The 23,475-nt window shown below is 51.8% G+C and carries 27 protein-coding genes and 1 riboswitch; of the genes, 2 read left to right on the top strand and 25 right to left on the bottom strand.

Annotation, left to right across the window (positions count from 1 at the left end; all coding sequences use genetic code 11):
* Nucleotides 1-113: 113 nt before the first annotated feature.
* The 15 genes from fin to M3G15_RS14950 all read right to left on the bottom strand — a co-directional run bounded on the left by fin (nucleotide 114) and on the right by M3G15_RS14950 (nucleotide 14,253).
* Nucleotides 114-344: an anti-sigma-F factor Fin gene (gene fin / locus M3G15_RS15020; protein ID WP_009226345.1), complete on the bottom strand. Its 231-nt coding sequence runs from the start codon at nucleotides 342-344 to the stop codon at nucleotides 114-116.
* An 85-nt stretch (nucleotides 345-429) separates the two neighbouring features.
* Nucleotides 430-990, bottom strand: a complete 561-nt coding sequence (gene pth / locus M3G15_RS15015) for an aminoacyl-tRNA hydrolase (RefSeq protein WP_009226346.1) — start codon at nucleotides 988-990, stop codon at nucleotides 430-432.
* A gap of 664 nt (nucleotides 991-1,654) precedes the next feature.
* Nucleotides 1,655-2,608 carry a ribose-phosphate diphosphokinase gene (locus M3G15_RS15010; protein WP_009226347.1) on the bottom strand — a complete coding sequence of 318 codons (954 nt, stop codon included), beginning with the start codon at nucleotides 2,606-2,608 and terminating at the stop codon, nucleotides 1,655-1,657.
* A gap of 97 nt (nucleotides 2,609-2,705) precedes the next feature.
* Nucleotides 2,706-4,121, bottom strand: a complete 1,416-nt coding sequence (gene glmU / locus M3G15_RS15005) for a bifunctional UDP-N-acetylglucosamine diphosphorylase/glucosamine-1-phosphate N-acetyltransferase GlmU (RefSeq protein WP_260071388.1) — start codon at nucleotides 4,119-4,121, stop codon at nucleotides 2,706-2,708.
* Nucleotides 4,122-4,284: 163 nt separating this feature from the next.
* Nucleotides 4,285-4,569 (bottom strand): septation regulator SpoVG, encoded by a 285-nt coding sequence (gene spoVG, locus M3G15_RS15000; protein WP_009226349.1) that lies wholly within the window; start codon nucleotides 4,567-4,569, stop codon nucleotides 4,285-4,287.
* Between the two features lie 176 nt (nucleotides 4,570-4,745).
* A complete protein-coding gene (gene purR / locus M3G15_RS14995) occupies nucleotides 4,746-5,582 on the bottom strand; it encodes a pur operon repressor (protein WP_260071387.1) in 837 nt (278 codons plus the stop codon).
* 116 nt (nucleotides 5,583-5,698) lie between these two features.
* Nucleotides 5,699-6,553, bottom strand: a complete 855-nt coding sequence (gene ispE, locus M3G15_RS14990) for a 4-(cytidine 5'-diphospho)-2-C-methyl-D-erythritol kinase (protein WP_260071386.1) — start codon at nucleotides 6,551-6,553, stop codon at nucleotides 5,699-5,701.
* A 188-nt stretch (nucleotides 6,554-6,741) separates the two neighbouring features.
* The gene (locus M3G15_RS14985; protein ID WP_036646175.1) at nucleotides 6,742-6,921 is read right to left on the bottom strand and encodes a small, acid-soluble spore protein, alpha/beta type; all 180 of its coding nucleotides are present in this window, start codon (nucleotides 6,919-6,921) and stop codon (nucleotides 6,742-6,744) included.
* A gap of 223 nt (nucleotides 6,922-7,144) precedes the next feature.
* Nucleotides 7,145-7,420 carry a biofilm formation stimulator Veg gene (gene veg, locus M3G15_RS14980; RefSeq protein WP_009226353.1) on the bottom strand — a complete coding sequence of 92 codons (276 nt, stop codon included), beginning with the start codon at nucleotides 7,418-7,420 and terminating at the stop codon, nucleotides 7,145-7,147.
* A 207-nt stretch (nucleotides 7,421-7,627) separates the two neighbouring features.
* The gene (gene yabG / locus M3G15_RS14975; RefSeq protein WP_260071385.1) at nucleotides 7,628-8,530 is read right to left on the bottom strand and encodes a sporulation peptidase YabG; all 903 of its coding nucleotides are present in this window, start codon (nucleotides 8,528-8,530) and stop codon (nucleotides 7,628-7,630) included.
* A 38-nt stretch (nucleotides 8,531-8,568) separates the two neighbouring features.
* Nucleotides 8,569-9,465: a 16S rRNA (adenine(1518)-N(6)/adenine(1519)-N(6))-dimethyltransferase RsmA gene (rsmA, locus tag M3G15_RS14970; protein WP_260071384.1), complete on the bottom strand. Its 897-nt coding sequence runs from the start codon at nucleotides 9,463-9,465 to the stop codon at nucleotides 8,569-8,571.
* 5 nt (nucleotides 9,466-9,470) lie between these two features.
* The gene (rnmV, locus tag M3G15_RS14965; protein WP_036646178.1) at nucleotides 9,471-10,016 is read right to left on the bottom strand and encodes a ribonuclease M5; all 546 of its coding nucleotides are present in this window, start codon (nucleotides 10,014-10,016) and stop codon (nucleotides 9,471-9,473) included.
* A gap of 164 nt (nucleotides 10,017-10,180) precedes the next feature.
* Nucleotides 10,181-11,317, bottom strand: coding sequence for a resuscitation-promoting factor (locus tag M3G15_RS14960; RefSeq protein ID WP_260071383.1), 1,137 nt, complete (start codon nucleotides 11,315-11,317; stop codon nucleotides 10,181-10,183).
* 446 nt (nucleotides 11,318-11,763) lie between these two features.
* Nucleotides 11,764-11,976, bottom strand: a riboswitch (cyclic di-AMP (ydaO/yuaA leader).
* A 197-nt stretch (nucleotides 11,977-12,173) separates the two neighbouring features.
* Nucleotides 12,174-12,947 carry a TatD family hydrolase gene (locus tag M3G15_RS14955; RefSeq protein ID WP_009226358.1) on the bottom strand — a complete coding sequence of 258 codons (774 nt, stop codon included), beginning with the start codon at nucleotides 12,945-12,947 and terminating at the stop codon, nucleotides 12,174-12,176.
* Between the two features lie 16 nt (nucleotides 12,948-12,963).
* Nucleotides 12,964-14,253, bottom strand: a complete 1,290-nt coding sequence (locus M3G15_RS14950) for an HD domain-containing protein (protein ID WP_009226359.1) — start codon at nucleotides 14,251-14,253, stop codon at nucleotides 12,964-12,966.
* 304 nt (nucleotides 14,254-14,557) lie between these two features.
* On the opposite strand from M3G15_RS14950, the gene M3G15_RS14945 reads away from it, so the two are divergent.
* Complete coding sequence (locus M3G15_RS14945; protein ID WP_009226360.1) at nucleotides 14,558-14,812, top strand: AbrB/MazE/SpoVT family DNA-binding domain-containing protein; 255 nt, start codon at nucleotides 14,558-14,560, stop codon at nucleotides 14,810-14,812.
* Between the two features lie 150 nt (nucleotides 14,813-14,962).
* Here M3G15_RS14945 and rsmI read toward each other — a convergent pair whose 3' ends face one another.
* The 10 genes from rsmI to M3G15_RS14895 all read right to left on the bottom strand — a co-directional run bounded on the left by rsmI (nucleotide 14,963) and on the right by M3G15_RS14895 (nucleotide 22,613).
* Nucleotides 14,963-15,862: a 16S rRNA (cytidine(1402)-2'-O)-methyltransferase gene (gene rsmI / locus M3G15_RS14940; RefSeq protein WP_036646180.1), complete on the bottom strand. Its 900-nt coding sequence runs from the start codon at nucleotides 15,860-15,862 to the stop codon at nucleotides 14,963-14,965.
* Nucleotides 15,859-16,614, bottom strand: a complete 756-nt coding sequence (locus tag M3G15_RS14935; protein WP_260071382.1) for a tRNA1(Val) (adenine(37)-N6)-methyltransferase — start codon at nucleotides 16,612-16,614, stop codon at nucleotides 15,859-15,861. Before M3G15_RS14935 ends, rsmI begins: the two co-directional genes overlap by 4 nt.
* A 67-nt stretch (nucleotides 16,615-16,681) precedes the next feature.
* Nucleotides 16,682-17,053: an initiation-control protein YabA gene (locus M3G15_RS14930; RefSeq protein ID WP_009226363.1), complete on the bottom strand. Its 372-nt coding sequence runs from the start codon at nucleotides 17,051-17,053 to the stop codon at nucleotides 16,682-16,684.
* Nucleotides 17,054-17,102: 49 nt separating this feature from the next.
* Entirely contained in the window at nucleotides 17,103-17,903 is an 801-nt protein-coding gene (locus M3G15_RS14925) for a PSP1 domain-containing protein (protein WP_016314716.1), read from the bottom strand.
* Between the two features lie 150 nt (nucleotides 17,904-18,053).
* Complete coding sequence (holB, locus tag M3G15_RS14920) at nucleotides 18,054-19,034, bottom strand: DNA polymerase III subunit delta' (protein ID WP_028539759.1); 981 nt, start codon at nucleotides 19,032-19,034, stop codon at nucleotides 18,054-18,056.
* Between the two features lie 24 nt (nucleotides 19,035-19,058).
* Nucleotides 19,059-19,502: a YaaR family protein gene (locus tag M3G15_RS14915; protein ID WP_016314718.1), complete on the bottom strand. Its 444-nt coding sequence runs from the start codon at nucleotides 19,500-19,502 to the stop codon at nucleotides 19,059-19,061.
* 162 nt (nucleotides 19,503-19,664) lie between these two features.
* The gene (locus M3G15_RS14910) at nucleotides 19,665-19,994 is read right to left on the bottom strand and encodes a cyclic-di-AMP receptor (protein WP_009226367.1); all 330 of its coding nucleotides are present in this window, start codon (nucleotides 19,992-19,994) and stop codon (nucleotides 19,665-19,667) included.
* Nucleotides 19,995-20,045: 51 nt separating this feature from the next.
* Complete coding sequence (tmk, locus tag M3G15_RS14905) at nucleotides 20,046-20,696, bottom strand: dTMP kinase (RefSeq protein ID WP_009226368.1); 651 nt, start codon at nucleotides 20,694-20,696, stop codon at nucleotides 20,046-20,048.
* 55 nt (nucleotides 20,697-20,751) lie between these two features.
* Nucleotides 20,752-22,284, bottom strand: a complete 1,533-nt coding sequence (locus tag M3G15_RS14900; protein WP_260071381.1) for an aminotransferase class I/II-fold pyridoxal phosphate-dependent enzyme — start codon at nucleotides 22,282-22,284, stop codon at nucleotides 20,752-20,754.
* Between the two features lie 143 nt (nucleotides 22,285-22,427).
* Nucleotides 22,428-22,613, bottom strand: coding sequence for a sigma factor G inhibitor Gin (locus tag M3G15_RS14895; RefSeq protein ID WP_036646182.1), 186 nt, complete (start codon nucleotides 22,611-22,613; stop codon nucleotides 22,428-22,430).
* 216 nt (nucleotides 22,614-22,829) lie between these two features.
* On the opposite strand from M3G15_RS14895, the gene M3G15_RS14890 reads away from it, so the two are divergent.
* The gene (locus M3G15_RS14890) at nucleotides 22,830-23,357 is read left to right on the top strand and encodes a hypothetical protein (RefSeq protein WP_260071380.1); all 528 of its coding nucleotides are present in this window, start codon (nucleotides 22,830-22,832) and stop codon (nucleotides 23,355-23,357) included.
* The last annotated feature ends 118 nt before the right edge of the window (nucleotides 23,358-23,475 follow it).

The following is a 23,475-nucleotide window of genomic DNA, read 5'->3' as shown; positions in this document are numbered from 1 at the left end:
ACGAAAAGGGTAAGTCCAGCTTACCCGAACCAAAAAGGAGCCTCAGCAACGTGCCAAGGCTCTATAACCGTATATTCCGGTAAATTTGTCCATTGTTCCTCGTAGCTTGCAGTCTACTGCAAAGGATTGGCGAGCAGCAGCAGTTCCGGGTTATGATCAAGTGCTTCCTTGCAATAGTCGCAGGTCACCCGGACCGTCATTTCGCCGTTTGAATCATACGCTATTATATCTCTCCGCTCATCGGGGGTCAAGGAATGGAAGCCTAATTGGGCTTCTGTGACTTGAGGCGATTCGATTCTACCAATCACCGTTCGGCAGTGCCGACAAACATAGTTTACAGCCATCTATATGCCTCCTGAAGATTCATTATGTCTCCAGTATGCCCCAAGCGGACGGCTTTTAGCCTATCGACCCTGCTAGATCAATTATTTAGCCGTTAAACTTTGCCATCGTTTGTTCGAAGGTATGGTCCAGGCTATATTCCAATGCATCGCATGCCGCTTGAATGGACTGATCAAGCAGCGGCTTATCTTTCTTCGGAAACGGCGACAGAACATAATCTACGACCGCATACCCTGGCTCCGGCCGGGAAATGCCCATCCGAATTCGGTTAAACGTCTGCGTGCCGATATGTTGAATGATCGACTTAATGCCGTTGTGCCCACCGGCACTGCCTTGATATCTCAGCCGATTACGCCCCAACTCGGTGTCGAGGTCGTCGTACACCACGATCATGTCTTCAATCGACGCCTTATAGTAGTCCATATAAGCGCGCACCGCTTCGCCAGATAAATTCATGTAGGTCATCGGCTTGATCAGCACGACTTTCCCGCCCGGCAGCATCCCCTCTCCAATCAAAGCCTTGCACTTGCTTTGCTTGATCTCGATGCCATGCCGGCGCGCCAGCTCATCCACGGCCATAAAGCCGATATTATGCCGGGTTTTCTCATATTGGGCTCCCGGATTGCCGAGCCCTACGATCCACTTCATGGGTCATGTCCCTCCAAACGCTAATGTATCTTCAAACCGCCTCTGGTGCTTGATTGTTCGTTAAACTAACTACTACTTGCCTCGAATTAACTGGAAAATGTACCGTTAATTTCGGCGTGGATCGGCTGTCCGCGCAACTAACGGTAAAACCTACTGTTAATTTCAGCGAAATTGCCACTTTAGCGAAAAAGTACCCAAATTAACTATACAATTTACCGTTAAATCGCCCAAAACCTACGTTCCCGCCAAAATTAACGGTAGAAATTCCAGTTAGTTTGTATTCACCGACGGGGAGTGCCAACAATCCCGTCGTCCCTACTACTCCCCACCCCACTGCCACTCCAGGGCATTGCGGCCAACACCCTAACGAGGACGTTGCCCTCAGCGTATGGCCATCACCACTCGATCGGTGGGGCAGCATTGTCCGTTGGGCGGATTCAGGCAAGAGGGGGAAATGTTCTGAAGAAGCGAGGCGTTCGCCTTTGTGAGCGGATTTCTACCACTTCTGATTTTAGTCCAATTCAAGAAATCCGCGAGCAACAGCGATCGTAAGAACATTTCACACGGATGCCTGCCTCCGCCTAACACCCAACACTGCCAATACACCGATAGGGGTTACGTCCCCGATTGGGAGGACGCAACCCCTGGTGTGGCAGTGACCATTTTATTCGATCTCGAACAGCTTGCTGATCGACAGCTCCTCGTGCACGCGAATAATCGCTTCGCCCATCAGCGGAGCGACGGACAGCACTTTGAGCTTGCTTGTCGGATTTGGATGCGTGATCGGGATCGTGTCGGTCACGATCACTTCCTTCAGCGGAGAGTTTTCCAGACGTTCCATTGCCGGACCGGACAATACAGGGTGCGTACAGCAAGCGTACACTTCTTCTACCCCGCCTTCCTTCAGCGCGTTAGCGCCAAGGACAATCGTACCGGCGGTATCGATGATGTCGTCGACGAGAATCGCGGTTTTCCCTTCGATGTTCCCGATAATGTTCATGACTTCGCTGACATTCGGTTCCGGACGGCGCTTGTCGATGATCGCCAGCGGCGCGTTCAGGAAATCAGCCAGCTTACGGGCACGAACCACCCCGCCATGGTCAGGCGAGACGACAACCGGATTCGCGATATGCTTGGAACGGAAATACTGGGCCAAGATCGGCACGCCTAGCATATGATCAACCGGGATATCGAAGAAGCCTTGGATCTGCATCGCATGAAGGTCCATCGTAATGACCCGGTGAGCGCCGGCTTTCTCGATCAGATTGGCAACCAGCTTCGCCGTGATCGGATCGCGCGAACGGGCTTTCCGGTCTTGGCGGGCGTAACCGTAATACGGGATAACGACATTAATGCTCTTGGCCGAAGCTCTTTTCAAAGCATCCACCATCACGAGGAGCTCCATCAAGTTATCGTTGACGGGTGCGCAGGTCGATTGCACCACATAGACGTGGCAGCCCCGAACGCTTTCGGACAGCTTGACCTGAATTTCACCGTCACTAAAGCTTGTCGTCTCCGATTCGCCCATCGGAATGCCGATGTAATCGGCGATCTGATGAGCCAATTTCGGATTGGAGTTACAGGTGAATATCTTTAATTTAGAATCACAATAAGTCATAAAATTAAAACCCTCCGTGCTGTGTAGATAGCGTCAGGGAGTCTCTTAAACAACCCACCTTCACAGCTACCCCGTCTATTCAAATGGTCACTGCAGATCACTGCATTCGAAGTTTGGATTCCTGCTGTCTTTGCTTCTTGGCTTTCGCCCGGGCACGAATCTTCTCGGCATAGCCGGGTTTGTTCTCCTGCCGGGTTCTGGCGATGGCGAGGTCATTGTCCGGAACCGATTGTGTGATCGTAGATCCGGCAACGACATAAGCGCCTTTTCCCACCTTAACCGGAGCGATCAAGTTGACGTTGCTGCCTACAAAGGCATCGTCCTCGATCTCCGTAATGGACTTATTATAACCATCATAGTTCACTGTTATCGCGCCGCAGCCAATATTCACGTTCTTACCAACCTTCGCATCGCCGATATAGCTGAGGTGCGAGACTTTGGAGCCTTCATCGAGGGTCGCATTTTTAATTTCTACAAAATCGCCGACCTTCACATGCGCTCCGAGCTTCGCCCCTGGACGCAAATAAGCGAAAGGACCAACCGTCGTCTCCCGGCCGACTTCTGCCTGGCTGAGCACCGACTGTTTCACCTTCGCGCCGTTTTGGATCACGCTATCTTCGATTTCTGCGGCCGGCCCAATCACGCAATCTTCACCGATGGACGTTTTACCGGATAGAACGGTCCCCGGATAAATTACGGTATCCGCTCCAATGGTGACATCGGCCCCGATGTACGTGGAAGCCGGATCAATCACCGTTACGCCGTTCAGCATATGGTTGCGCACGATGCGTTCCCGCATGACGGCTTCCGCTTCTGCCAAGGCCACCCGGTCATTGACGCCAATCGATTCGCGAACGTCGGCTACTGCATAGCCTTCTACGATTTCGTTCGCCTGCACCAAAATGCCGATCACGTCGGTAAGATAATACTCCTGCTGGGCGTTGTTGTTCGTCACTTTCTCCAGTGCAGCAAATAATTTTGCATTATCAAAACAATAAGTGCCTGTGTTAATCTCCTGCACGGCGGCTTCCTCCGGCGAGCAGTCCTTCTGTTCAACGATCCGTTCAACCGTTCCGTTCGCGCCGCGGATCACTCGGCCATAACCATACGGTTGCTCCATCACCGCCGTAAGTACGGTCGCTGCCGCTCCCTTACGTTGATGAAGTTCGAAAAGAGCTTCCAGTGTTTCTGCCGTAACCAAAGGGGTATCGCCACAAATAACCAGTGTGACTCCTTCTTCTCCCGCCAATAATGGCCCGGCTTGCTTGACGGCATGTCCGGTTCCCAGCTGTTGCTCCTGCAACACGTATTCCGCCGATGCACCCAAATAGGATTTCACAGCTTCGGCCCCATGGCCAACAACGACGATGCTGCGTTCGCAACCTGCTTCTTGAACCGCGTTTAGTACATGCCCAACCATCGGTTTGCCGCAAACGGGGTGAAGCACCTTATAGAGCTTGGACTTCATCCGTTTTCCTTGACCTGCAGCAAGAACGATCGCTAACCTCTTCAAGTCCCCGGCCTCCTTCACACTTTTAAAAAAAGAAGTAGTTCTCTCTCTCATTAAAACTCATTACTGAATATATCTCATTTAGGGCAAAAAGAAAAGGGAGCCATGCGGACATGGCTCCCTTTTCCTCGAACCCCAATTAATCAACAAATCAAATAAATGCGACTTACGCCCCTTCTTCAATCGCTTCCTCTTGTTCGGCGGCACGCTCGTACTCAGCCAGAACTGCGGCTTGAATCTTTTCGCGGGTACCGGAGGAAATCGGATGCGCGATATCCCGGAACTCCCCGTCCGGCGTGCGCTTGCTAGGCATTGCTACGAACATCCCATTGTTCCCATCGATGACGCGAATGTCATGAACAACAAATTCGTTATCGATGGTAATGGATGCGATGGCCTTCATTCTGCCCTCAGAGCTGACTCGGCGGAGTCTTACATCCGTAATTTGCATATGTGTTCACCACCTTTTTCCATCAGAGACTTGGTGTATTATTCCACATAGCAAACGGAAATCCTTTTTTTTTGATCAACAAAATGGCCTAAAATCACGATTTTTTTTGATAAAACGGGGTGTTCGACATGTTTCGTCGAGAATTCTTACAATTTGAGGAGATCTCGACATAGTTCTTATTGTTCAAACTTCGAAAAATAATTCCCAGGTTCTACTGAAATCTCCTTTTCCTTGGGATCCACTGCCCGAAGCGTGGCCAGGGAAACGTAATCATGCAGCAGACGCTGCTCGCTGGCAACTTCCCCGGATTCAACCAGAACGCCAACCCCCGCAACCTCTGCGTTAAACTCGGCCAGCAGGTCAACCATCCCTTGGATCGTGCCCCCCGCCTTCATAAAGTCATCGACGATCAATACGCGGGAGCGTTCCTTCAATGCCCGGCGCGACAACGTCATCGTATGCAGGCTCTTATGGGAGCCCGATACGTAATTGATGCTAACGGCGGATCCTTCCGTTACCTGATGGTCGCGGCGAACCAGGACGACCGGCAGATTCAGCTCCGCTCCCGTTGCATAAGCGAGAGGGATCCCCTTCGTTTCCACGGTCATAATGCAGTCGATCTCCAAATCACCGAAGACGGTGGCAAACAACTTGCCCGCCTCATTCATCAGCGCCGGTTGTCCTAAGAGATCCGACATATACAAATATCCGCCCGGTAAAATTCGGTCTGGCTGCGCCAGCTTCTCACAGAGCTGCTGGATAAAAGCGTTCGCTTGCTCCCGTCCGACCCGGGGAATGTATTTCACGCCGCCAGCCGCCCCGGCAAGCGTCAGCAATTCCCCCATGCCTTCACCTTCAAACACTTCTTTAATAATCCCCAAATCCTCGCTGATGGACGACTTAGCCGCCCCATACCGTTGCGCAAAGGTAGTCAGCGGGATTAAATGATGTGGTCTAGACAACAGATAATGGGTCATCTCCACCAAACGAGCGCTTCTCTTTAATTTCTTCACGAAGTACCCCTCGCTGAATCCGAATATTTTAATGAAACTATAACACTTTTGTACGGATTTGTCCAAGCCTTGGAATGAGGCGAAGGAGTACCCGGCTCCAGTCCCGCAGCTGAGCTTTAGGTCAACAGCCGCACGGCGTAAACCTCTTTGCAGAACCCGCGTAATCCGTTATAAATGCGGGGCACCTTCGATTCCTTCGACACGAGCCCAAACACCGTGGGTCCGCTGCCGGACATCAACACGCCGTCCGCGCCAAGACGCAGCATCGCTTCTTTCAGTTGCGCCACCTCCGGGTGAAGCTCTAGCGTCACCTGCTCCAACACGTTGCCGAGCTCTTGGCATACACCCGTGAATGATCGTCTCTCCAGCGCCTCCCGCATCCGGGCTGCCGACGGATGATCGGTAATTCGCTCCGCCTGTAGACGTCCATACACCTCTGCAGTCGACACGTTGATCGGAGGCTTCGCCAACACCACCCAGCATTGCGGCGGATTCACCAGCGGCGTCAGCACTTCGCCTCGCCCTGTCGCCAGCGCCGTCCCGCCCGTCACGCAAAACGGCACGTCCGAGCCCAGCTCCGCCCCCAGCTCCTTCAGCTCCTCTTCGGGAATGCCAAGCTCCCATAGCCGGTTTAAGCCCCGCAGCGTAGCCGCCGCGTCACTGCTGCCGCCGGCAAGGCCGGCAGCCACTGGTATTTTCTTATCGAGGTGTATATAAACCCCGCTCCGCACGTTGTAGCGTTCCTTAATCAACTTCGCCGCCTGAAACGCCAAATTCTTCTCATCCAGCGGAATATATCCGGCCTGGCTCGAAATAATGATCGTATCCCGCGGAAGGGCGCTCATTTCCAAACGATCTGCCAGATCCACCATGGTCATGATCATCTCGACCTCATGGTATCCGTCAGGACGCTTATGTAACACGTCGAGCATTAAATTAATTTTGGCCGGTGCTTTTTCGTAAATTTTCATGCCGCTTCCCCACCTCAGCAATTCCGTGGAATATCCGCATCCATCCGGTCTTTTTGGCACATTCTTTAATTCTAAAAAAACGTTGCCTCCACGTCTATGTATGAAAGACAATTTTTCCTCCCTCTATCTTACTGCATCCAACGAAAAAAACGAAGCTCCCTGAAAGGGACGCTTCGCTGTGGCAGAGGTTATTGCTGTTTCGATGCCGCCTTCTCGGCGAGCTCGATCGCCCGCTTCACCATATTGCCCGCATCTTTCGCCTTGATGCCGCCCCAGCCCTCCTGCTGGACGGTATCGTAAAATCCCAGATCCTTCGCTAACTCGACCTTCAAGTTCTCCGACATCACGCTGCGTCTTCTTCGCGACATGGTCAGTCTCCTCCTTTGGCCATGGATATAGGAACGATGGTTAGTATACGCAGGCACCGTTTCGAGCATACACCGAAACTTTGTCCATCTAAGGTGAACACCCGACAACCTTGGTTGGTGAACCCAGCGACAGCGAGATCACCCTAACCTGCATCTTCGAACGTATCAAAAAAAACGGCCTCACCCGAAGGGCGAGAACCGTTTGCGGTTTGATTCATGATGTTCACGGTTTAATATACGAAATCCGCATCCCGTCGTTGTCGTCATAAACCATAACTTCAACGGATTCGGTCAGTATATCGGCATAACTGTAAGACACACGCTTAAAGGTTTGCTGCTCTTGATCCAGCTTCACAATGAAGACCGAAGGATAGGTCTCCTCCAATACTCCAGTGCGTTCGACGGTCTTCCGGCGACCACCGTTTGCCCGGAGCATAATTTTCTGTCCAACGTGGGCGTCGAGACTATGCTTTATTTCCGACAGCGCATTTTTAGCCATTGCCTGTGACCACCTTCTTTCTTTGTCCATTATACAGGAAAGTCACAAACTTGTCAAATCGAAATAAATAATTATATCAGCAGCAAAAAAGATGTGTCAACGATTATTTTTCGACATTTTCTTTTTACCTGATGGCTAAAGAGCCAGGTACTAAAAAATAACCGGAAGGTCCTGGGGCACTAGCCTCAGTTCCTTCCGGCAACCCTTTCACATGGACGGCACCACTTTCAGCGTCGACAAGTCCTTCAGTTTGGGCAACCCGATTCGGTAACTGCCACGAGTCTCGATCCCGCCAACCCCCTGGGCGCCGCTGATCGTATGATTCAGCACGTCAGTAATCTGGATCGTATCCCGAATCGAGGTGAGCGACGCTTTAGCGGCGATATACACCGGATCCAGCGCATGGATCAGCACCCGGCCGGGCGAACTCGCAAAATTAGCCCCCGCCTGCAGCAGCGCCTCAAAATGCGACTGGCAAGCGCCGGCCACAATCGTTAACGTATCGAAATTCCGTTCGTATTGCCGAGCCATTTGAATGGCCTCCACAAAATACTTGGAATTTTTATAGCTGGTCAAATTATAAAGGTCGCTGGTGGGGCGCGATTTTAACACGCCGTCATGACCCGTGATCACGACGATATCCGGCTTGACCACAGGCAGCAGACGGTACAGCGCATTTGCCATTTGCGATTCCGTGACATAATAGCCTTGAACCGGGACGCGCAGCTTCTGATACAGGCTTAAGCTCTTTTGCAAATAGCGTTCGTCGCCATCGAGATGCAGGACCTTACCCGGGACCTCAAAATAGGCCGGCTCGCCTTGCCCATACAGTTCCCGTCCAATTACCATTCGATTGCGTTCTGCCAATTCCTTGCGGTCTTGCGTTAACCGCTTCAGCGATTCCGTCGCCTTAATGCGGGCCCGCTGCGTCGTCTCTCCTGGGGAAGCCGGGTCTACCCTAACCAAATCAGTTAAGGGCGCATCCGCCAGCAGCCGGAATTCCGTTCCTTTAATAATCGCTTCACTCCGCACAATCTGTTCGATTCGGAACGTAACATCTCCACCGTATGATTTGCGGACGACCAAGTCTCCCAAATTCGCCAAATCCATCACCTCTATCCCATCGTATGGGCGACAAGAGGGAATGGTTACTCGCGGAGTTCCTTCACCCCGGCATTCAGCAGCGTATCACTCAGCTTGGCGAACTCGTCCAGGCTTAATGTCTCCGCCCGCCGGGAGGGCTGGATCCCGGCTTCCTCCAGCAGTTGCTCCAGTCTCTCCCGCCCTTCCTTCGGGAAGAAGCGGCTTTTCAGATTGTTGGAAATCGTCTTTCGTCTCTGGGCAAAAGAAGCCTGCACCACCTCGAAGAAAAACGCCTCATCCTGAACCGCCACAGCTGGCGTCTCCCGCACGGTTAAGCGAATCACTGCGGACTCTACATTCGGCTGTGGAATAAACACGCTGTGCGGCACCGTGCAGATCATCTCCGGGGTGCTGTAGTACTGCACGGCGATGCTAAGGCTGCCGTAGTCCTTGCCGCCGGGAGTGGCAGCCATGCGCTCGGCCACTTCCTTCTGGATCATGACGACGATATGTTTCAGCGGCAGTTTCTCTTCCAGAAGCTTCATCATGATGGGAGTCGTCACGTAATACGGCAGATTGGCGACGACACTGACGCCGCTCACCCCGCTGAATTCCGCAGCAAATAAAGCCTTTAGGTCCAGCTTCAACACATCGCCATGGATCACATGGACGTGCGGGTAGGGCTCCAGCACCTCCTGCAGAATCGGAAGCAGCCGCTGGTCAATCTCCACCGCTGCCACCTTGCCTGCCTCCTGCGCCAGCTTCTCCGTTAAGGCGCCGATGCCCGGCCCGATTTCCAGTGCGCCCTGGGTCTTGTCCAATTCGGCGGCGGCAACAATTTTACCGAGGATGTTCTGGTCGATCAGAAAGTTTTGCCCCAGACTTTTTTTGAACGAAAAACCGTGCCGCTGAATGATCTCCTTCGTCCGGCGCGGTGTGGATACGTCTTCCCTTATGCTCATGGTTCTTAAACTCCTTTGCTTTCCAACTCGGCTAACGCAGCTGCAAACTCCTCGCGGCTGATGCGGAACACGGTTAACCGTTTGTAGAGCTGCTTTCCGTTACAATATCCGATACCCAACAGCTCGCCCAGCGCTTTTCGCCGCGCCGCAGCTTGCGGGTGTACGATTAACCCTGCGTTAATCAAGTCTTCCCAGGTGATTGCGGCCTCTACTCCCGGCGCTTCGCTGCGCACCCGGGACAACGCGGTGCGGATCGCCTCCGGCGAGGCATTCTCCACCCCGATGTCGCCTTTCTTCGTAGCTTCGACCTCAGGCAGGAAAGCGTGCTTGCAGCCCGGCACCCGCGCTGCCACGATTTTACGAATCCGCTCCCCGGCATGGTCGGGGTCCGTAAAAATAATCACGCCCCGGCGTTCCTGCGCCAAAGCGATTTTCTTTAGCACGGCTTCGCCTATCGCCGAACCCCCCGTCTCAATCGTATCCGCCTCTACGGCTCGTTTAATGGCCACGGTGTCATCTCGGCCCTCCACCACGATGACCTCTTTGATCATGGATCTGTCTTCCTTCCTGTTCTTGCTTGTCTCCACCAGAATAACAAAAAGAAGAGGATCATATCATCCTCTTCTAATCCACTGTCCTTCTAATCCACTGTCTTATTCATCATCCTAATACTATCTCATTCCCTCCGCATTGTAAAACGAAAGAGAACGAGATCTTAGTTCAATTCCGGCTTCGTCGGACCGATTACGTATACGGTGCGGCCCTTCTTGCGGCCGAATTTCTTAGCATCCTTCAGACTATCAAAATAGACGTCCATCTTATTTCCATCGATGGCTCCACCCGTATCCTCTGCCTTACGGAAGCCGACTCCTTCGATGTATACCCACCAACCAAGCGGAACGACGTCTTTATCAACGGCAATCGTTCTGCCTTCCGTCACGCGGGTACCCGAAGCCGTACGGGTGCCTATCCCGTCTTCTTCCGCCGAATACGCGGTTAACGTAACATTTTTCAGGATCTTTTTATATTTGAATGAGACGCCACCTTTGGTCGTCGTCCCGCTGATGTTCACCGTATTTCCCTTACGGCTTATGCTGGCCGACAGGACCTCGGTAGGTTTCTTCGTGCCGACTGCGATCACCTTCGGCTGAGGGTCCTTGGAGACCTCTTTGCCGAGCCAACGCTTCGCCACGAATTTTCCGTCTTCGTAGGTTTTCTCAATGTTGTGAATGACCAGACCTTCGGTACCTTCTTGAATGACCTTCGTGGTACCTTTTAGCAGCTTGTCGTCCGACGTTTTGACCACGCTAAAGGGCACAGTCTCCTTGCTCTGCACCGTTTGCTTGCTGACCCGAACGACCTTGACATTCAGGTTCTCGGTAACTTTACTGTCCAATGCCGGGGTCACCTTGTCGTCTTCATCCAAAGTGATGCCGAGCTCGGACAATACGCCCTCTACTTTGCTTTGCGTCGTGAAGTGGACTTTCGTATTGCCGTCCGCGGTCACATTGACCGGCTTCGCGCGTACTATGACAATGCGGTCACCGTTCTTCAGCGAGCTTTCCAGCGGGAGGGATACTGAATCCTTCGCACTGAGCTTAATCGATTGTTCCTCCAGCAGATGAGCTACACTGGATTGGGTTGTCTCCACAGACTGGACATTCCCGTCCACAATCAGGGATACTTCCTTCTGTGCCTGGCTATACAGCCAGATTAGGATGATGATGATTCCCGCGATGGCCAGAACGCCGACGAACGCTATCTGACGTAAATTCTCATGCTTCCATCGCATTGCGTAAGACATGCTGGATGAGCGTGATTCATGGGTCTCCTCTTTGCGGAAAATGCCCATTTCTTCCGTCCTCCTTCATAGTCCCGCCGTCTAGGTCGATGCATGATAACGATTGACGCGACTACAGTTACTTTTTACAAAACGCCTAAGGTAGTCAAAAAGTCATCTTTTGATCACGAAGCAGGTCAAGAAGTGAATTCGGCATCGAATCTTGAATTCAGCCGGGCCTTCCGTTGCTCACGTACCCCCATGTACGCTGCGCTACTCAGTCCCAAGCTTCATCCAACCTTCTCGGTGCTGAAAAACCTGACTTTTTGAACACTGATCTTAAATTTAATCCTAAGCGTTTTGCATCCTTGACCAGTCTCTCCTGCTTGTCGTCACCTCCTGTTTTCCAACAGTATGACGACCCTATTACTTTTATTCAAAACAAAAGAAGCCGGGAGAAAGAGTTAGAGGAACTCCTTCGTGGCTTCTTGAATGTCTTGGGTGTAATAGCTGCACGAGTGACCTCTCTTATTCGCTTACGAGGTTAGCTGTCGGGTTCGGGCGAAAGAGAGCCGCCCTTTCTCAGTACATTCGCTCATGGCGCAATGACCTTGAATTCACCCCATAGACCCTGGAAAGAAATCGAATACGAACGCATACAGGCTATCGCCAACTGCAATCCGTATTGGTTCCCCCGTTCTCCGTCATAGGAGATTCAGCGAGACTGGTTCATGGAACCAAGCATCGTACGGTTCAAAACGAACCGAATCGATACTGAAAAGATTCTATCCTGTTTCGATGCAGGTTGTAAAGGACGAATCAACCACGTTTTTTTAAAAAAATGGTTAAAAAAATGTAATGACCTTGTTTTTGAGGGTTAAAAAGCATTAATCTTTCCGAAATCCTCTTTATTTCATCCGTTTTGCTCTCAAATACTCGGGATTCCAAATCGTTCCAATGCGTTTCGGGTGGTAATTTCCGCGATTTCCTCAAAAGTGACCCCTTTGAGCTCGGCTGCCATTTCTGCAACCAAGCGGACATGAGCGGACTCATTCCGTTTACCACGATATGGATGCGGCGTTAAATAAGGGGAATCCGTTTCGATCAGCAATCGATCCATCGGCGTCTTGGCCAACACTTCTTTTGGCTGTTTTGCATTTTTAAACGTAATCGGCCCGCCAAACGACAAATGAAATCCCAAATCTAGACACATTTTGGCAATTTCCCAACTGCCGGAGAAAGAGTGCATCACGCCTCCAACTTCATTGGCTTTCTCTTCCCGAAGGATGCGTACCACGTCTTCGTGAGCGTCCCGATTATGAATGGAAATCGGCATGCCCAAGCTGCGAGCCAGTCCAATTTGCTCACGAAAAACCTTATGTTGAACGTCCTTAGGTGACGTATCCCAATAATAATCCAGCCCAATTTCTCCGATGGCGACGACCTTCTCATGCTTGCACAATTCTGCAATCCAGTCCAAATCGCCCTCTTGCATTGTAATCGCGTCTTGCGGATGCCAGCCGACAGCGGCATAAATGAAGTCATAGGTCTCTGCCAACTTCATGGTCGAAGGGATCGTCTCGCGGTTAAATCCGATGTTAATCATCCGCGTAACCCCTTGTTCCACGGCGCGCGCGATCACTTCCTCGCGGTCCTCGTCAAATTGGGGAGCATCCAAATGCGTATGCGTATCAAATAACATAAACCTTGTCATCCTCCTAATTCCGTTGCTCGAAAATGCGGGCTACCGGGCGGGGCAGCCGATCTATCACAGCACACAATTTATTATCCGGATAGTACAAATGCGTCTTCCCTCGGTGCAAGCCGCTGATCGACCGCACGATATCCGATACTTCTGAAATTTCCCGGAGCCGTTCCTGCCGGTCCAACAGCAAAATTTGCTTCTGTCGAACCCCATCGTCCGGACGGAACACATCATACGGCAGATCGGTCGGAAAATCAATTTCCATGTCGTATTCAGGTTGTAGGCCCACTTGTCTAAAAGCGTTCCGAATCTCCTCCAGCATTTCCAGTTCCGGCGTGTCCAATTCTACATATTTATACAATTTGCGATTTAAAAACCGGGAACATAAATCGCTTAATCGCTCATCCTTTTCCCGCGTCCACTGCATGAAAGCCGTTTGCATCAACGCTTCGTCCAGCTGCAAATAATCGGCAACGCCGATATCCCCTTGAAATAAAAATGGCAGCGGATGCGGCAAGAAGTTAAAGGAATGCCCGCTCCGGTATAATTCCTTCGCCCGTCGCAAAATTTGCCGGAGAATGATCTCCGAGCTCCGCGTCACCGGGTGGAAATAGACCTGCCAATACATCTGATACCGCGACATCAAATAGTCTTCCACCGCATGCATCCCCGATTCTTTGACAACAACCCGCCCTTGAAAAGGTCGAAGCATCCGCAGAATTCGGTCCATGTCAATCGTCCCGTAGTTTACGCCGGTAAAATAAGCATCTCGCAGCAAATAATCCATCCGATCCGCATCCAGCGGGCTAGAGACCAAGTTCACCACAATCGGATTTTCGTAATCCTTCCGGATCACCGCAGCCACCTTGTCCGGAAAATCCGGAGAAATCTCGCGCAGGACGTTCCCCACCTCGGTTTCCCCCAAGAGGATTTTGCAGGTCCAATCCTCATGATGCATTTGAAAAGCTTCTTCTATAGAATGGGAAAACGGACCATGCCCCAGGTCATGCAGTAGCGCCGCACACAAAGCTACCAATTTCTCACTGCGGGGCCAATCGGTGTAGCCGCTTCGTTCAAACTGCGAAATAATCCGCCGCGTAATCTCGTAAACGCCAAGCGAATGGGAAAAACGGCTATGCTCGGCGCCATGAAAGGTCAAATACGATGTTCCAAGCTGACGAATCCGGCGAAGCCGCTGGAATTCCGGCGTATTAATGAGCGACCAGATCACTTCGTCCTGTACATGAATATAATTATGTACGGGGTCTTTGAACACTTTTTCTTCGCTAAGCCGACGATGCATGAACCAACACTCCTTTTTCATAAAATTTGGCGGGTCACCGTGTGGAGACGACAAGATATGTCGAATTGTGTCGTAAAATGACCGGATGACGATTTCCAAAATGTCGAATTATAGATCATTGTGAACTTGCTAGATTCCGTAAAGGTTCTCGGAGTTGTGTATCCGAATTTTTTAGAAATAATGTTGAACTATACCATAAATAGGTTGACTAATCTGGCAATGGTTGGTATTATAAAAATCAGAAAAGATAGAATGATGTCGAATAATGACAATTCCAAATTATAGCGAGAGGGGCAATCATCCTATGATGAAATCCACAGGTATTGTAAGAAAAGTAGACGAATTAGGCCGTGTTGTCATTCCAATTGAATTGCGCCGCACTCTGGGGATCGGAGAAAAAGATGCGCTCGAAATTTATGTAGACGGTGAACGGATTATGCTCAAGAAATATGAGCCTGCTTGCATCTTCTGCGGTAATGCGGAGAACGTAACTTACTTTAAAGGCAAAATTGTTTGCCATGAATGCATTACGGAGCTTCCGACCCCTGTGACAAATTAAGAAATATAGTATATAATAGATTTACTGAAACTGTTAATTCTAACCTTTTTCATATCTCCTTGGCGCCTTCCTAGGCTTGAACCCGGCTTAGCGAAGGCCCCTTTTTTGGCCGAATTGGATAATATTTCATGATTTCGGAGAGAAGTGGGGCTACAATAATTGATTGTAGATATCCCGCTTTGCAACCCCCCGGTCGGCCGCAGTTTTTTTCATGGCTTCCTTCCGCGACAGCCCTTCTTCCGTTTCGTAATGCCGGACATGCTCCTCCACAGTTAGCGCTTGCCACCAGGCATCCCGCTTCTCCTTCACTTGGTCGGGATGTGCCCCTTCCACAACGAGGCAATATTCACCCAGCGGCGGATGCTCCTGCAGCCAAGCCAGGCAATCGTGAATCGTCCCCCGAGCCATTTCCTCATAACGCTTGGTTAATTCTCTCGCCAATACGATTCGCCGATCTCCCCAAACCTCGAGAAGGGACTCCAGCGTTTTGATCAATCGATGCGGCGATTCGTACAGCAACATCGTTCCCTCTTGATCCTCCAACGACTTCAACAACCGTTCCCGCTCTTTATGATCTCTTGGCAAAAATCCAAGGAACGTAAATCGATCCGTTGGCAAACCGGAAACGATGAGCGCCGATAATGCAGCATTCGCTCCGGGCACCGGAACGACTGCGATACCCGCCTCTAGCGCCAGCTTCACGAGATCACTTCCGGGGTCGGAAATCGCCGGCAGACCGGCATCGCTGACTAGCGCTAAATTTTTTCCTTCTATTATAAAGCGGATCAATTCTGGGCCACTGGCGGCCTTATTATGTTCGTGATAACTCAGCAATTTACCTGGAGAGATGTCGAAATGCGTTAACAGCTTGCGCGTCTGCCGCGTATCCTCCGCCGCGATAATGTCCACCTCTTGCAAGGTGCGCACGGCCCGGTAGGTCATATCCTCCAAATTCCCGATAGGCGTGCCAACCAGGAACAACTTGCCGTTTCCTGCTGGGGTGGTGTCCCTCGCAGCATTTTCAAAGCTCTTCTGTACTTGAACGTTCATGCTCTACCCTCTTTTGGCCCGTAATAGATATTCATGATTTCTTCGCAGTATTCCCCGTTTTCATTATATACGATCAATGGCGGCAGTACCCGCACATCCGGCTTGCCGTCCCGCAGCGCCTCGATCAGCACCATGTTCGCTTCCGCTCCCGCCCTTGGATGCACGAATCGGATGACCTTCGGCTCTAATCGATATTGACGCAGCAACGTCATAATTTCCCCTAAACGCTGCGGTCTGTGGACCATTGACACCTTGCCTCCCGGCCGCACCAGCCGCATCGACGCAGCCGCCACTTCCTCCAAACTGCAGTGAATTTCATGCCGGGCGATCGCCTGATACGTATTCAGCTTCGCCTCGCCGCTCGTCACCGGCATATACGGCGGGTTCACCGTAATGGCATCATACACCCCATGGCCCGTCACCTTCACCAGCTCGCGTAAATCTCCTTCACGAATTTCGATCCGGTGCGTCAGCCCGTTCATCTCCACACTGCGGCGAGCCATATCTGCAAGCCGCGGCTGGATCTCGATCCCTTCGATCTTCGCCTCCGTCCGGGTGGAGAGCAGCAAGGGGATCACCCCATTGCCGGTGCATAAATCGAGTATTTTGCCGTACTTGGGCACTGGTGCAAACCGGGCCAGCAACACGGCATCCATCGAGAAGCTAAACACTTCGTCGCTCTGGATGATATGTAAATCATGGGTCAGCAGGTCGTCTATCCGCTCCTGCTCATAAATTGGTACATGGTTCATCGACTCGGATACCCATCCTTTTTCAGCCTAAATTTAAAAAAAACCGCAGGGACACCCCCACGGTTCATCATTTATTCAAAAACGACAAGCAGAACAGGCAGTCACCTTCGGTGCGCAGATGCCCGTAATAAACGTTGCAAATATGAAAGCCCTCATGATAAAGACGCGCTAAGTTATCGTAGCCTTCACCGACGACATCGATCGCTTCTTTGCCAGCCGGAACCGGACTATCGGTTCTGACCGACGCCGGCATGGGCAGCGGTCCCTCGGTGCTCTCCCGCTTTAATATTTTGCGCAGCTGTTCATTCTCGAGGCGAAGCCGCTGGTTCTCTTCCACCAGCTTCTTGACCTCCAACATGAGGCTGCTCAAATCGCCGTGTACTTTTCCCATTTGCGTTTCCAGCGCCTGCATATTTGTGAAAATGTCCTTGTTCTCCAAGTTCCCACCCCAGAGTCATCTCTAGAATCTATCTTGAAAAAGATCTTCTTTATTTCAGGACGACATCGTCCAGCGGAAGCTCCTTCACTTTCCCGATTTCGAACAACTGTACATGGACGGTGCGGCTGCCGGCGTTGAGTCCAACGACCTTGCCGTCTCCCAGCGAGGTAACGACGATTTTGCCTACGGATGGAAGCTCTTCTTTCGTGCTTTCGTAGTTGTCATGCTCGAACTTCAGACAGCACATCAGACGGCCGCATAATCCTGAGATTTTCGTAGGGTTCAGCGACAGGCTCTGGTCCTTCGCCATCTTGATCGATACCGGCTCAAAATCCCCCAACCAAGAGGAACAGCAGAGCACGCGTCCGCAGGGGCCGATACCGCCAAGCATCTTGGCTTCGTCCCGCACGCCGATCTGTCTGAGCTCAATCCGGGTCCGGAAGATGCTGGCCAGATCCTTCACCAACTCACGAAAATCCACACGGCCTTCCGCCGTAAAGTAAAAAATGATTTTATTGCGGTCAAACGTAAATTCCACGTCGACCAGCTTCATTTTCAAATCATGATCTTTAATTTTATTTAAACATGTGACAAAGGCATTCTTTGCCGCAAGCTTGTTCTCCTCGACAACTCGGGCGTCGGCTTCATCGGCGATCCGAATTACCTTCTTCAGCGGAAGGACGACATCGGATTCTCCAACCTTCTTCTTGCCGACCACCACTTTCCCATATTCGATCCCCCGAGCAGTCTCAACAATAACGTGTTGATCTTTCTCTACCGGGAGGTCCAACGGATCGAAATAATAGATTTTGCCCGCCTTCTTAAAGCGGACGCCCACTACAGTATACAAAAACTAACCCCCTCGTATAGCTCTACAAGACTGGCGAACCGCAACTCACGAAAGCAGCGCGATCCAAAGAAACTATTACATTCCCTGCTCTTTCAGGGGAGAAAGTTTCATGCGAAATCAAAGCCTATCTGTCTATTCTTGGTGCAGGTCTTACCGTTGTCCATCCACGGCAATCAAAAACTGCTCTACGCAGAGATTGGCATTCATATGCTGCCGCAGCTTCTTCTTGCTCTCTGCAGCCAGCGCCATGGCCTCAATCCACTGTTCTGCACTGCGGCTAGTACAATGTTGATTGATAAACTGAAGCTCATCTATGAAAACGATTTGATCATGTTTATGATAGAGCGCATGGATCATATCTTTGAACCACAAATGGAAAAGGCTGAACAGCATGTCCAAATGATCGGTCAACCCGGATTTGAACAATACCTGCTGCGCCGTAATTAATGGAGAGCCGCCACGGCCTGCGATCTCCTTTCCTAATTGTAACACTACGTTTCGAACTTCTGCAAACCAATTCTGCTGGATTAAATCACGGCATGGACCCAGTCCTGCCGCGAGATGAACGGCACTGCGAGCCAAGGTTGTCGAAAATCCCTCGTTCGCCAATATCTGGAGCATCGTCTCCGGATTCACCGGAGAGAATGGAACCCATTGGGCGCGCGATTGAATTGTAGGGAGCAACGCTCGTCCATTATCCGACAGCAGAATTGCTACGGCCGGAGATGGCGGTTCCTCCAGAAATTTGAGCAAGCTGTTGGCCGCTTGCACTGTCATTTTTTCGGCTTCGTCAATAATATAAGCCTTAGGATTCCCGCTCTCCGAACGGTAAGAGAAAATCCGCTGCAGATCGCGGATTTGTTCGATTTTAATCGTTGCCCCGTCGGGCTTGATTGTAAACAAATCGGGATGATTGCCATGCAGTACCTTCCGGCACTCCAGACACTCCCCGCAAGCATCGTCTCCGCCCCGTGTACAGAACAACGCCTGGACGAAGGCCATGGCCATTTCCATCTGCCCGCTTCCAGGCGGTCCACTAAATATATAGGCATGGGAGATTTCCTGGCGCCGCAGACTGCTTTGCAGCAATTGTTTGGCCGTCTCCTGCCCAATGATCTCTTGAAATGACATCTCTTCTGCCTCGTCCTTTCAAAGCTAGAAAACCAGATTAATCAGCATGCCGCGGATCTCGCCGATCTTTTGCAATAGCTCGATCTTGCCTTGCTCCGTCTCCAGCAATTCGTCTGCCATCGCCAGCAGCGCAGCATCCACTTCATCAAGAAGCTTATAACGCTTCCCACGGCCGCGGCGGTCCCAGCCTCTGGATTCTTTGATGCCCACACCCCGCCGAACCGTATCCTCGAGAAACCGCTTGACCATCATCCGGTACGCCTTCAGCTCCCGAACGGTCATGGACCGGGCAAGCCGGTCCCCTTGCATTTGAATCTCCTTAAATCTCCGGTTCAATTCTTCTTGGGTCGCCTGCTGCCCATGCCGCTGCATGACGTCGGCGAAGCTTTTCGACTGTACCGGCTTGGCAGGGCTGTCACTCACCCCCAAGCCGCTTTTGAGCGGCCGGTATCCCGGATCAATTTTCAAAGCGTCCACCGCCTATAGTTGATTAAATAGATTGAATGAACTATGAAATCGAAGCCTCGACTCCGCGAGTGCGGAGAAGCAAGTTGAGTTCAAGATTCGACGTCGAACCCTCATCCCTGTGCTACATCGTGATCAAAAGCCTACTTTTTAATAACCACTATATTAGAAGTGTTCGAAACGGTCTACTGGGAGAACAAACACCGTCGCCCCGCCCACTTGCACTTCCACGGGCAACGGCAAATACGAATCGGTTGTACCGCTCATCGGGGTAACCGGGGTCACTAATTGTTCCCGCACTTTACAACTGTTACGGATCACTTTCAATACGTCATCCACTTGATGGTCGTCTACACCGATCATAAATGTGGTGTTCCCCGCCCGAAGAAACCCTCCGGTACTCGCCAGCTTCGTTGCCCGATAATTTTCTTTCACGAGCGCGCTGGATAGCCGGTTGCTGTCTTTATCTTGGATAATCGCAACAATCAGTTTCATATGCAGTACCTCCTTGTTTTATAAAATGTACCATACTAACCTATTTGACACCTAGGCCATGATCTCCTTTATTGCCACATAAAGATGCCCGCGAATCTCCGCCGCAACCTCTTCCTTACTACGAGAGGCATCAATCGTTTTGATCCGTTCCGGATACATCCCGGCGAGGATTTGATATCCTTCCCGAACCTTTTGATGAAAGTGCAGGCTCTCCATATCCAAGCGGTTCACTTCACGTCCGGCACCGGCAGCAATCCGGGCTAACCCGACTTCCGGCTCAATATCGAGGTAGAAAGTGAGATCCGGAAACCGTCCCTTGGTGGCAAAAAGATTAATCTTCAGCACTTCATCGATCCCCAGCCCGCGGGCATACCCCTGATAGGCCAGGCTGCTATCTAAAAAGCGATCGCAGAGAACCGTAATCCCACGCTCCAGGGAGGGCTCCACCTTCTCCGCTAGATGCTGCCGCCGGGATGCGGCGTATAACAGCGCCTCGGTCCGCGCATCCATCGCCGTGTGCTGCGGATTCAAGATCACCTCACGGATCTTCTCCGCAATTTCAATGCCGCCAGGTTCCCTCGTAGAGATAAAGTTCACGCCTTGTTCCTTGAGCAGCCGTTCCATTTCCCGCATAACCGTCGTTTTGCCGGAGCCATCCCCCCCTTCAAGCGTAATAAATAATCCCTTGGCTTGATGGTTCATCTAGTTCGTTCCCTGCTTTCTTCTCCAAAAATCATGTACAAGTATATGCTTGGCTTTACCCTTTCTTGACTTGAATCGTCTGCAGCCGCGGGTCGGCCGGCCCCTGGCACTTGGCTCCCGAATCCCGCAGCATCCGCAGCCGCTGCCTTACCGCCTCGGTGATCGTCTCTCCGGGGTAGAGCAACGGAATACCTGGAGGATACGGAATGATCATTTCCGCCGCTTGCCGGCCAAGGCTTTCTTCAACGGGGATCGCTTCGCTCTCCCCTGGAAGCAGTGGCTTAAGGCTAAACGGTACAGGCTCAGACACCTCCGACAGATGCACTTCATGAACTGAATTGTTCCACGTGGAAAGTTCCTCGGCCGAACCTGTTGGGGAAACGAGACCACTCCTCACCGCATTCCCCGGTGAATCGGCTTGGGCGATGCGATCCAGCGCTTGCAGCAGCCGATCGGCATCTTCCATCGTTGTTCCGGGGCCCAGCGCCAGGACCACAAAGCGGTCATCGCTCATCTCCGGCACGCAGCCTTCGGCTTCGAGCCGCTCTTGCAGTTCATACCCGGAGAGGGCTGCGGATGCATCGAATATCACAAGCTTCAAAGGATCTTGGATAGTATATGCAGCAGCCTCTCCGCTGGCGCCCGGCGGTGCCACGACGCCGAAGCGCGATTGCTTGGCCAGGCCGCGCCGCAGATGCGCGGCCGCGGCGAGCCCGCCCTCGAAGAAGGCGGGGCCCTGCTGCCCCAGCAGGCTTCGGCTCAGATCGAGCGAAGCCATGATGGGGTAGGACGGGCTGGAGCTCTGCAGCATCGCCAGCCGTTGGCGCAGCAGCGTGCGGTCGAGCAGCCCGCCTTGCACGTGCAGCATCGCGCCCATCGTGAGCGCGGTCAGCATCTTGTGCGTCGACTGCACGACGCCATCGGCCCCCGCGGCCAGCGCGCTCTCCGGCAGCGCCGGGTGCTGGCCGAAGTGGGCGCCATGCGCCTCGTCGACGAGCAGCGGCACCCCGTGCGCGTGGCACAGCTCGGCCAGCGGCTGCAACGGCGCTCCCATCCCGTAGTAGCTCGGGTGCGTGAGCAGCAGCCCCTTCGCGCCGGGATACCGGCGCAGGGCTTCCCGCACCGCAGCTTCGCTCGGGATGGTGGCCAGCCCGCTGCCCGCGTCCAGCTGCGGCGCCAAAAACACCGCGTGCGCGCCCGCCAACATCAATCCGTGAATGACGGATTTATGCACGTTCCGCTGCACGAGCAGCACATCCCCTGGCGTGGTACACACGCTCAGGATTAAGGCCAGGTTGCCGGCTGTACTGCCGCCAACCAGAAAAAACGTCTCCTCCGCCCCAAACTGGGCGGCGGCCAGCCGCTGCGCCTCGCGGATGACGCCCTCGGGATGATGGAGATCATCCGTCCCGGTGATTTCCGTCACGTCGATTTCCATCACGCGCGCCAACTCCTCCATCACATTCGCATTGCTGCGCAAAGCCTGTCCATTTTTATGCCCCGGGACATGAAAGGAAGCAACCTTTTTCGCCTGATACTGCAGCAAAGCTTCAACCAAAGGGGCCCTTCCGTTATGATCCTCTGCCATTTCGATTCCTTCCGACTCTGGGTTAACCGTATATTAACATGATTGTATTCATTGCTTCATCTCATTTTACCGTTAGTTCGCTCAGTAGAGCAATATAAAAGGACCCGCTCCCCAAAATGAACAGGTCCTTTTATCCGGCAGTGTTATGCATTTTTTTGCACCCAGATCTGCTTCATTTGATGAACAAAGAAGTGGTATTTCTCCTCCTGCACGTCGGTGCGCACCATCTCAGCCTCGCAAGCGTCGCAGATAAATTCAGATACGATATGAATACCCTCTGTTTTCGGTTCTCCACATATAATGCAGGTGCTAACGCTCGACTCATCCATGTCCGATCCCACCTTGTCTTTTTTTACTATCAGTATGACACAGATTCTACTATTTTAAACCTTTTCATAGTCCGCTTCCTACTTTATCTTATGCCGACAGCCAGAACAACGTGTTTGTACGCGCCGCCTTAATTATTCTTGTATTCTTCCGATATATTAAGAAGAGCTAGTCCGCGATGTGCGGAGCTGATGAAAATTGGGAGGAGGATCAAACGCTTGAAGCCCGCTGAAACCGAAAGCCAAGCGACATTTTATCACTACACCTTGCTCAAAAAGAAGGCTTTACCGAAGTCGCTCATATATAGCTTAGGCATACTCCCCGTCATTTGGCTTGCAGCCGAGACGGTATTCATATCCTGGACCAGTATCTTTTTCTTCCTATTAGCCATACCGGTCATCTTATGGATCCAATATGTCATTTCCCGCTCCGTGCTGATGATTGTCAGCCACTCCTATCGCAAGCGCTGGCGGTTTTCCCGTCAAATGCCATGGATTGGTTACTCACCTGATCAATACGTTTCTTATCCCGTATATCGCCGAGTCCACCTTCATTCCGCCTGGATCGGTTGCTGTATTATCGTGATTCTCATCCCTTGGTCGCCGGTCTCCTTTGTGCTCTCTTTATTTTTCTGGCACCTTTGGCTGATGATCCCGCGATTCATTGTGCTTGCTACCCTACGTGGACAGCGTAAAGACGGAATGATCAAAATCACAGGTCTCGAAATTGCTTACTACAGGCAATGAAGAATCTCATAGATTAGATGCTGTTAAGAAAAACGTCTATCGACGTACATTCAATGTAGCCAGACCGCGTTTAGCGGAAGTTTTTCTTGCGATATCAGGATGCCGATCCCCCGAAATT

Origin of the sequence: Paenibacillus sp. p3-SID1389, assembly GCF_025151705.1 — a bacterium.
GTDB lineage: Bacteria > Bacillota > Bacilli > Paenibacillales > Paenibacillaceae > Fontibacillus > Fontibacillus phoenicis.
The sequence above is the reverse complement of the archived record's forward strand: the minus strand, read 5'-3'. Positions and strand labels throughout refer to the sequence as shown.

What these genes read in the sequence shown, in the direction of transcription:
- fin (WP_009226345.1), bottom strand. Translation starts at nt 344, where the DNA reads ATGGCTGTAAACTATGTTTGTCGGCACTGCCGAACGGTGATTGGTAGA.
- pth (WP_009226346.1), bottom strand. Translation starts at nt 990, where the DNA reads ATGAAGTGGATCGTAGGGCTCGGCAATCCGGGAGCCCAATATGAGAAA.
- M3G15_RS15010 (WP_009226347.1), bottom strand. Translation starts at nt 2,608, where the DNA reads ATGACTTATTGTGATTCTAAATTAAAGATATTCACCTGTAACTCCAAT.
- spoVG (WP_009226349.1), bottom strand. Translation starts at nt 4,569, where the DNA reads ATGCAAATTACGGATGTAAGACTCCGCCGAGTCAGCTCTGAGGGCAGA.
- ispE (WP_260071386.1), bottom strand. Translation starts at nt 6,553, where the DNA reads ATGAAAATTTACGAAAAAGCACCGGCCAAAATTAATTTAATGCTCGAC.
- M3G15_RS14985 (WP_036646175.1), bottom strand. Translation starts at nt 6,921, where the DNA reads ATGTCGCGAAGAAGACGCAGCGTGATGTCGGAGAACTTGAAGGTCGAG.
- veg (WP_009226353.1), bottom strand. Translation starts at nt 7,420, where the DNA reads ATGGCTAAAAATGCGCTGTCGGAAATAAAGCATAGTCTCGACGCCCAC.
- yabG (WP_260071385.1), bottom strand. Translation starts at nt 8,530, where the DNA reads ATGGATTTGGCGAATTTGGGAGACTTGGTCGTCCGCAAATCATACGGT.
- rsmA (WP_260071384.1), bottom strand. Translation starts at nt 9,465, where the DNA reads ATGAGCATAAGGGAAGACGTATCCACACCGCGCCGGACGAAGGAGATC.
- rnmV (WP_036646178.1), bottom strand. Translation starts at nt 10,016, where the DNA reads ATGATCAAAGAGGTCATCGTGGTGGAGGGCCGAGATGACACCGTGGCC.
- M3G15_RS14960 (WP_260071383.1), bottom strand. Translation starts at nt 11,317, where the DNA reads ATGGGCATTTTCCGCAAAGAGGAGACCCATGAATCACGCTCATCCAGC.
- M3G15_RS14955 (WP_009226358.1), bottom strand. Translation starts at nt 12,947, where the DNA reads ATGTTATTTGATACGCATACGCATTTGGATGCTCCCCAATTTGACGAG.
- M3G15_RS14950 (WP_009226359.1), bottom strand. Translation starts at nt 14,253, where the DNA reads ATGCATCGTCGGCTTAGCGAAGAAAAAGTGTTCAAAGACCCCGTACAT.
- M3G15_RS14945 (WP_009226360.1), top strand. Translation starts at nt 14,558, where the DNA reads ATGATGAAATCCACAGGTATTGTAAGAAAAGTAGACGAATTAGGCCGT.
- rsmI (WP_036646180.1), bottom strand. Translation starts at nt 15,862, where the DNA reads ATGAACGTTCAAGTACAGAAGAGCTTTGAAAATGCTGCGAGGGACACC.
- M3G15_RS14935 (WP_260071382.1), bottom strand. Translation starts at nt 16,614, where the DNA reads ATGAACCATGTACCAATTTATGAGCAGGAGCGGATAGACGACCTGCTG.
- holB (WP_028539759.1), bottom strand. Translation starts at nt 19,034, where the DNA reads ATGTCATTTCAAGAGATCATTGGGCAGGAGACGGCCAAACAATTGCTG.
- M3G15_RS14910 (WP_009226367.1), bottom strand. Translation starts at nt 19,994, where the DNA reads ATGAAACTGATTGTTGCGATTATCCAAGATAAAGACAGCAACCGGCTA.
- tmk (WP_009226368.1), bottom strand. Translation starts at nt 20,696, where the DNA reads ATGAACCATCAAGCCAAGGGATTATTTATTACGCTTGAAGGGGGGGAT.
- M3G15_RS14900 (WP_260071381.1), bottom strand. Translation starts at nt 22,284, where the DNA reads ATGGCAGAGGATCATAACGGAAGGGCCCCTTTGGTTGAAGCTTTGCTG.
- M3G15_RS14895 (WP_036646182.1), bottom strand. Translation starts at nt 22,613, where the DNA reads ATGGATGAGTCGAGCGTTAGCACCTGCATTATATGTGGAGAACCGAAA.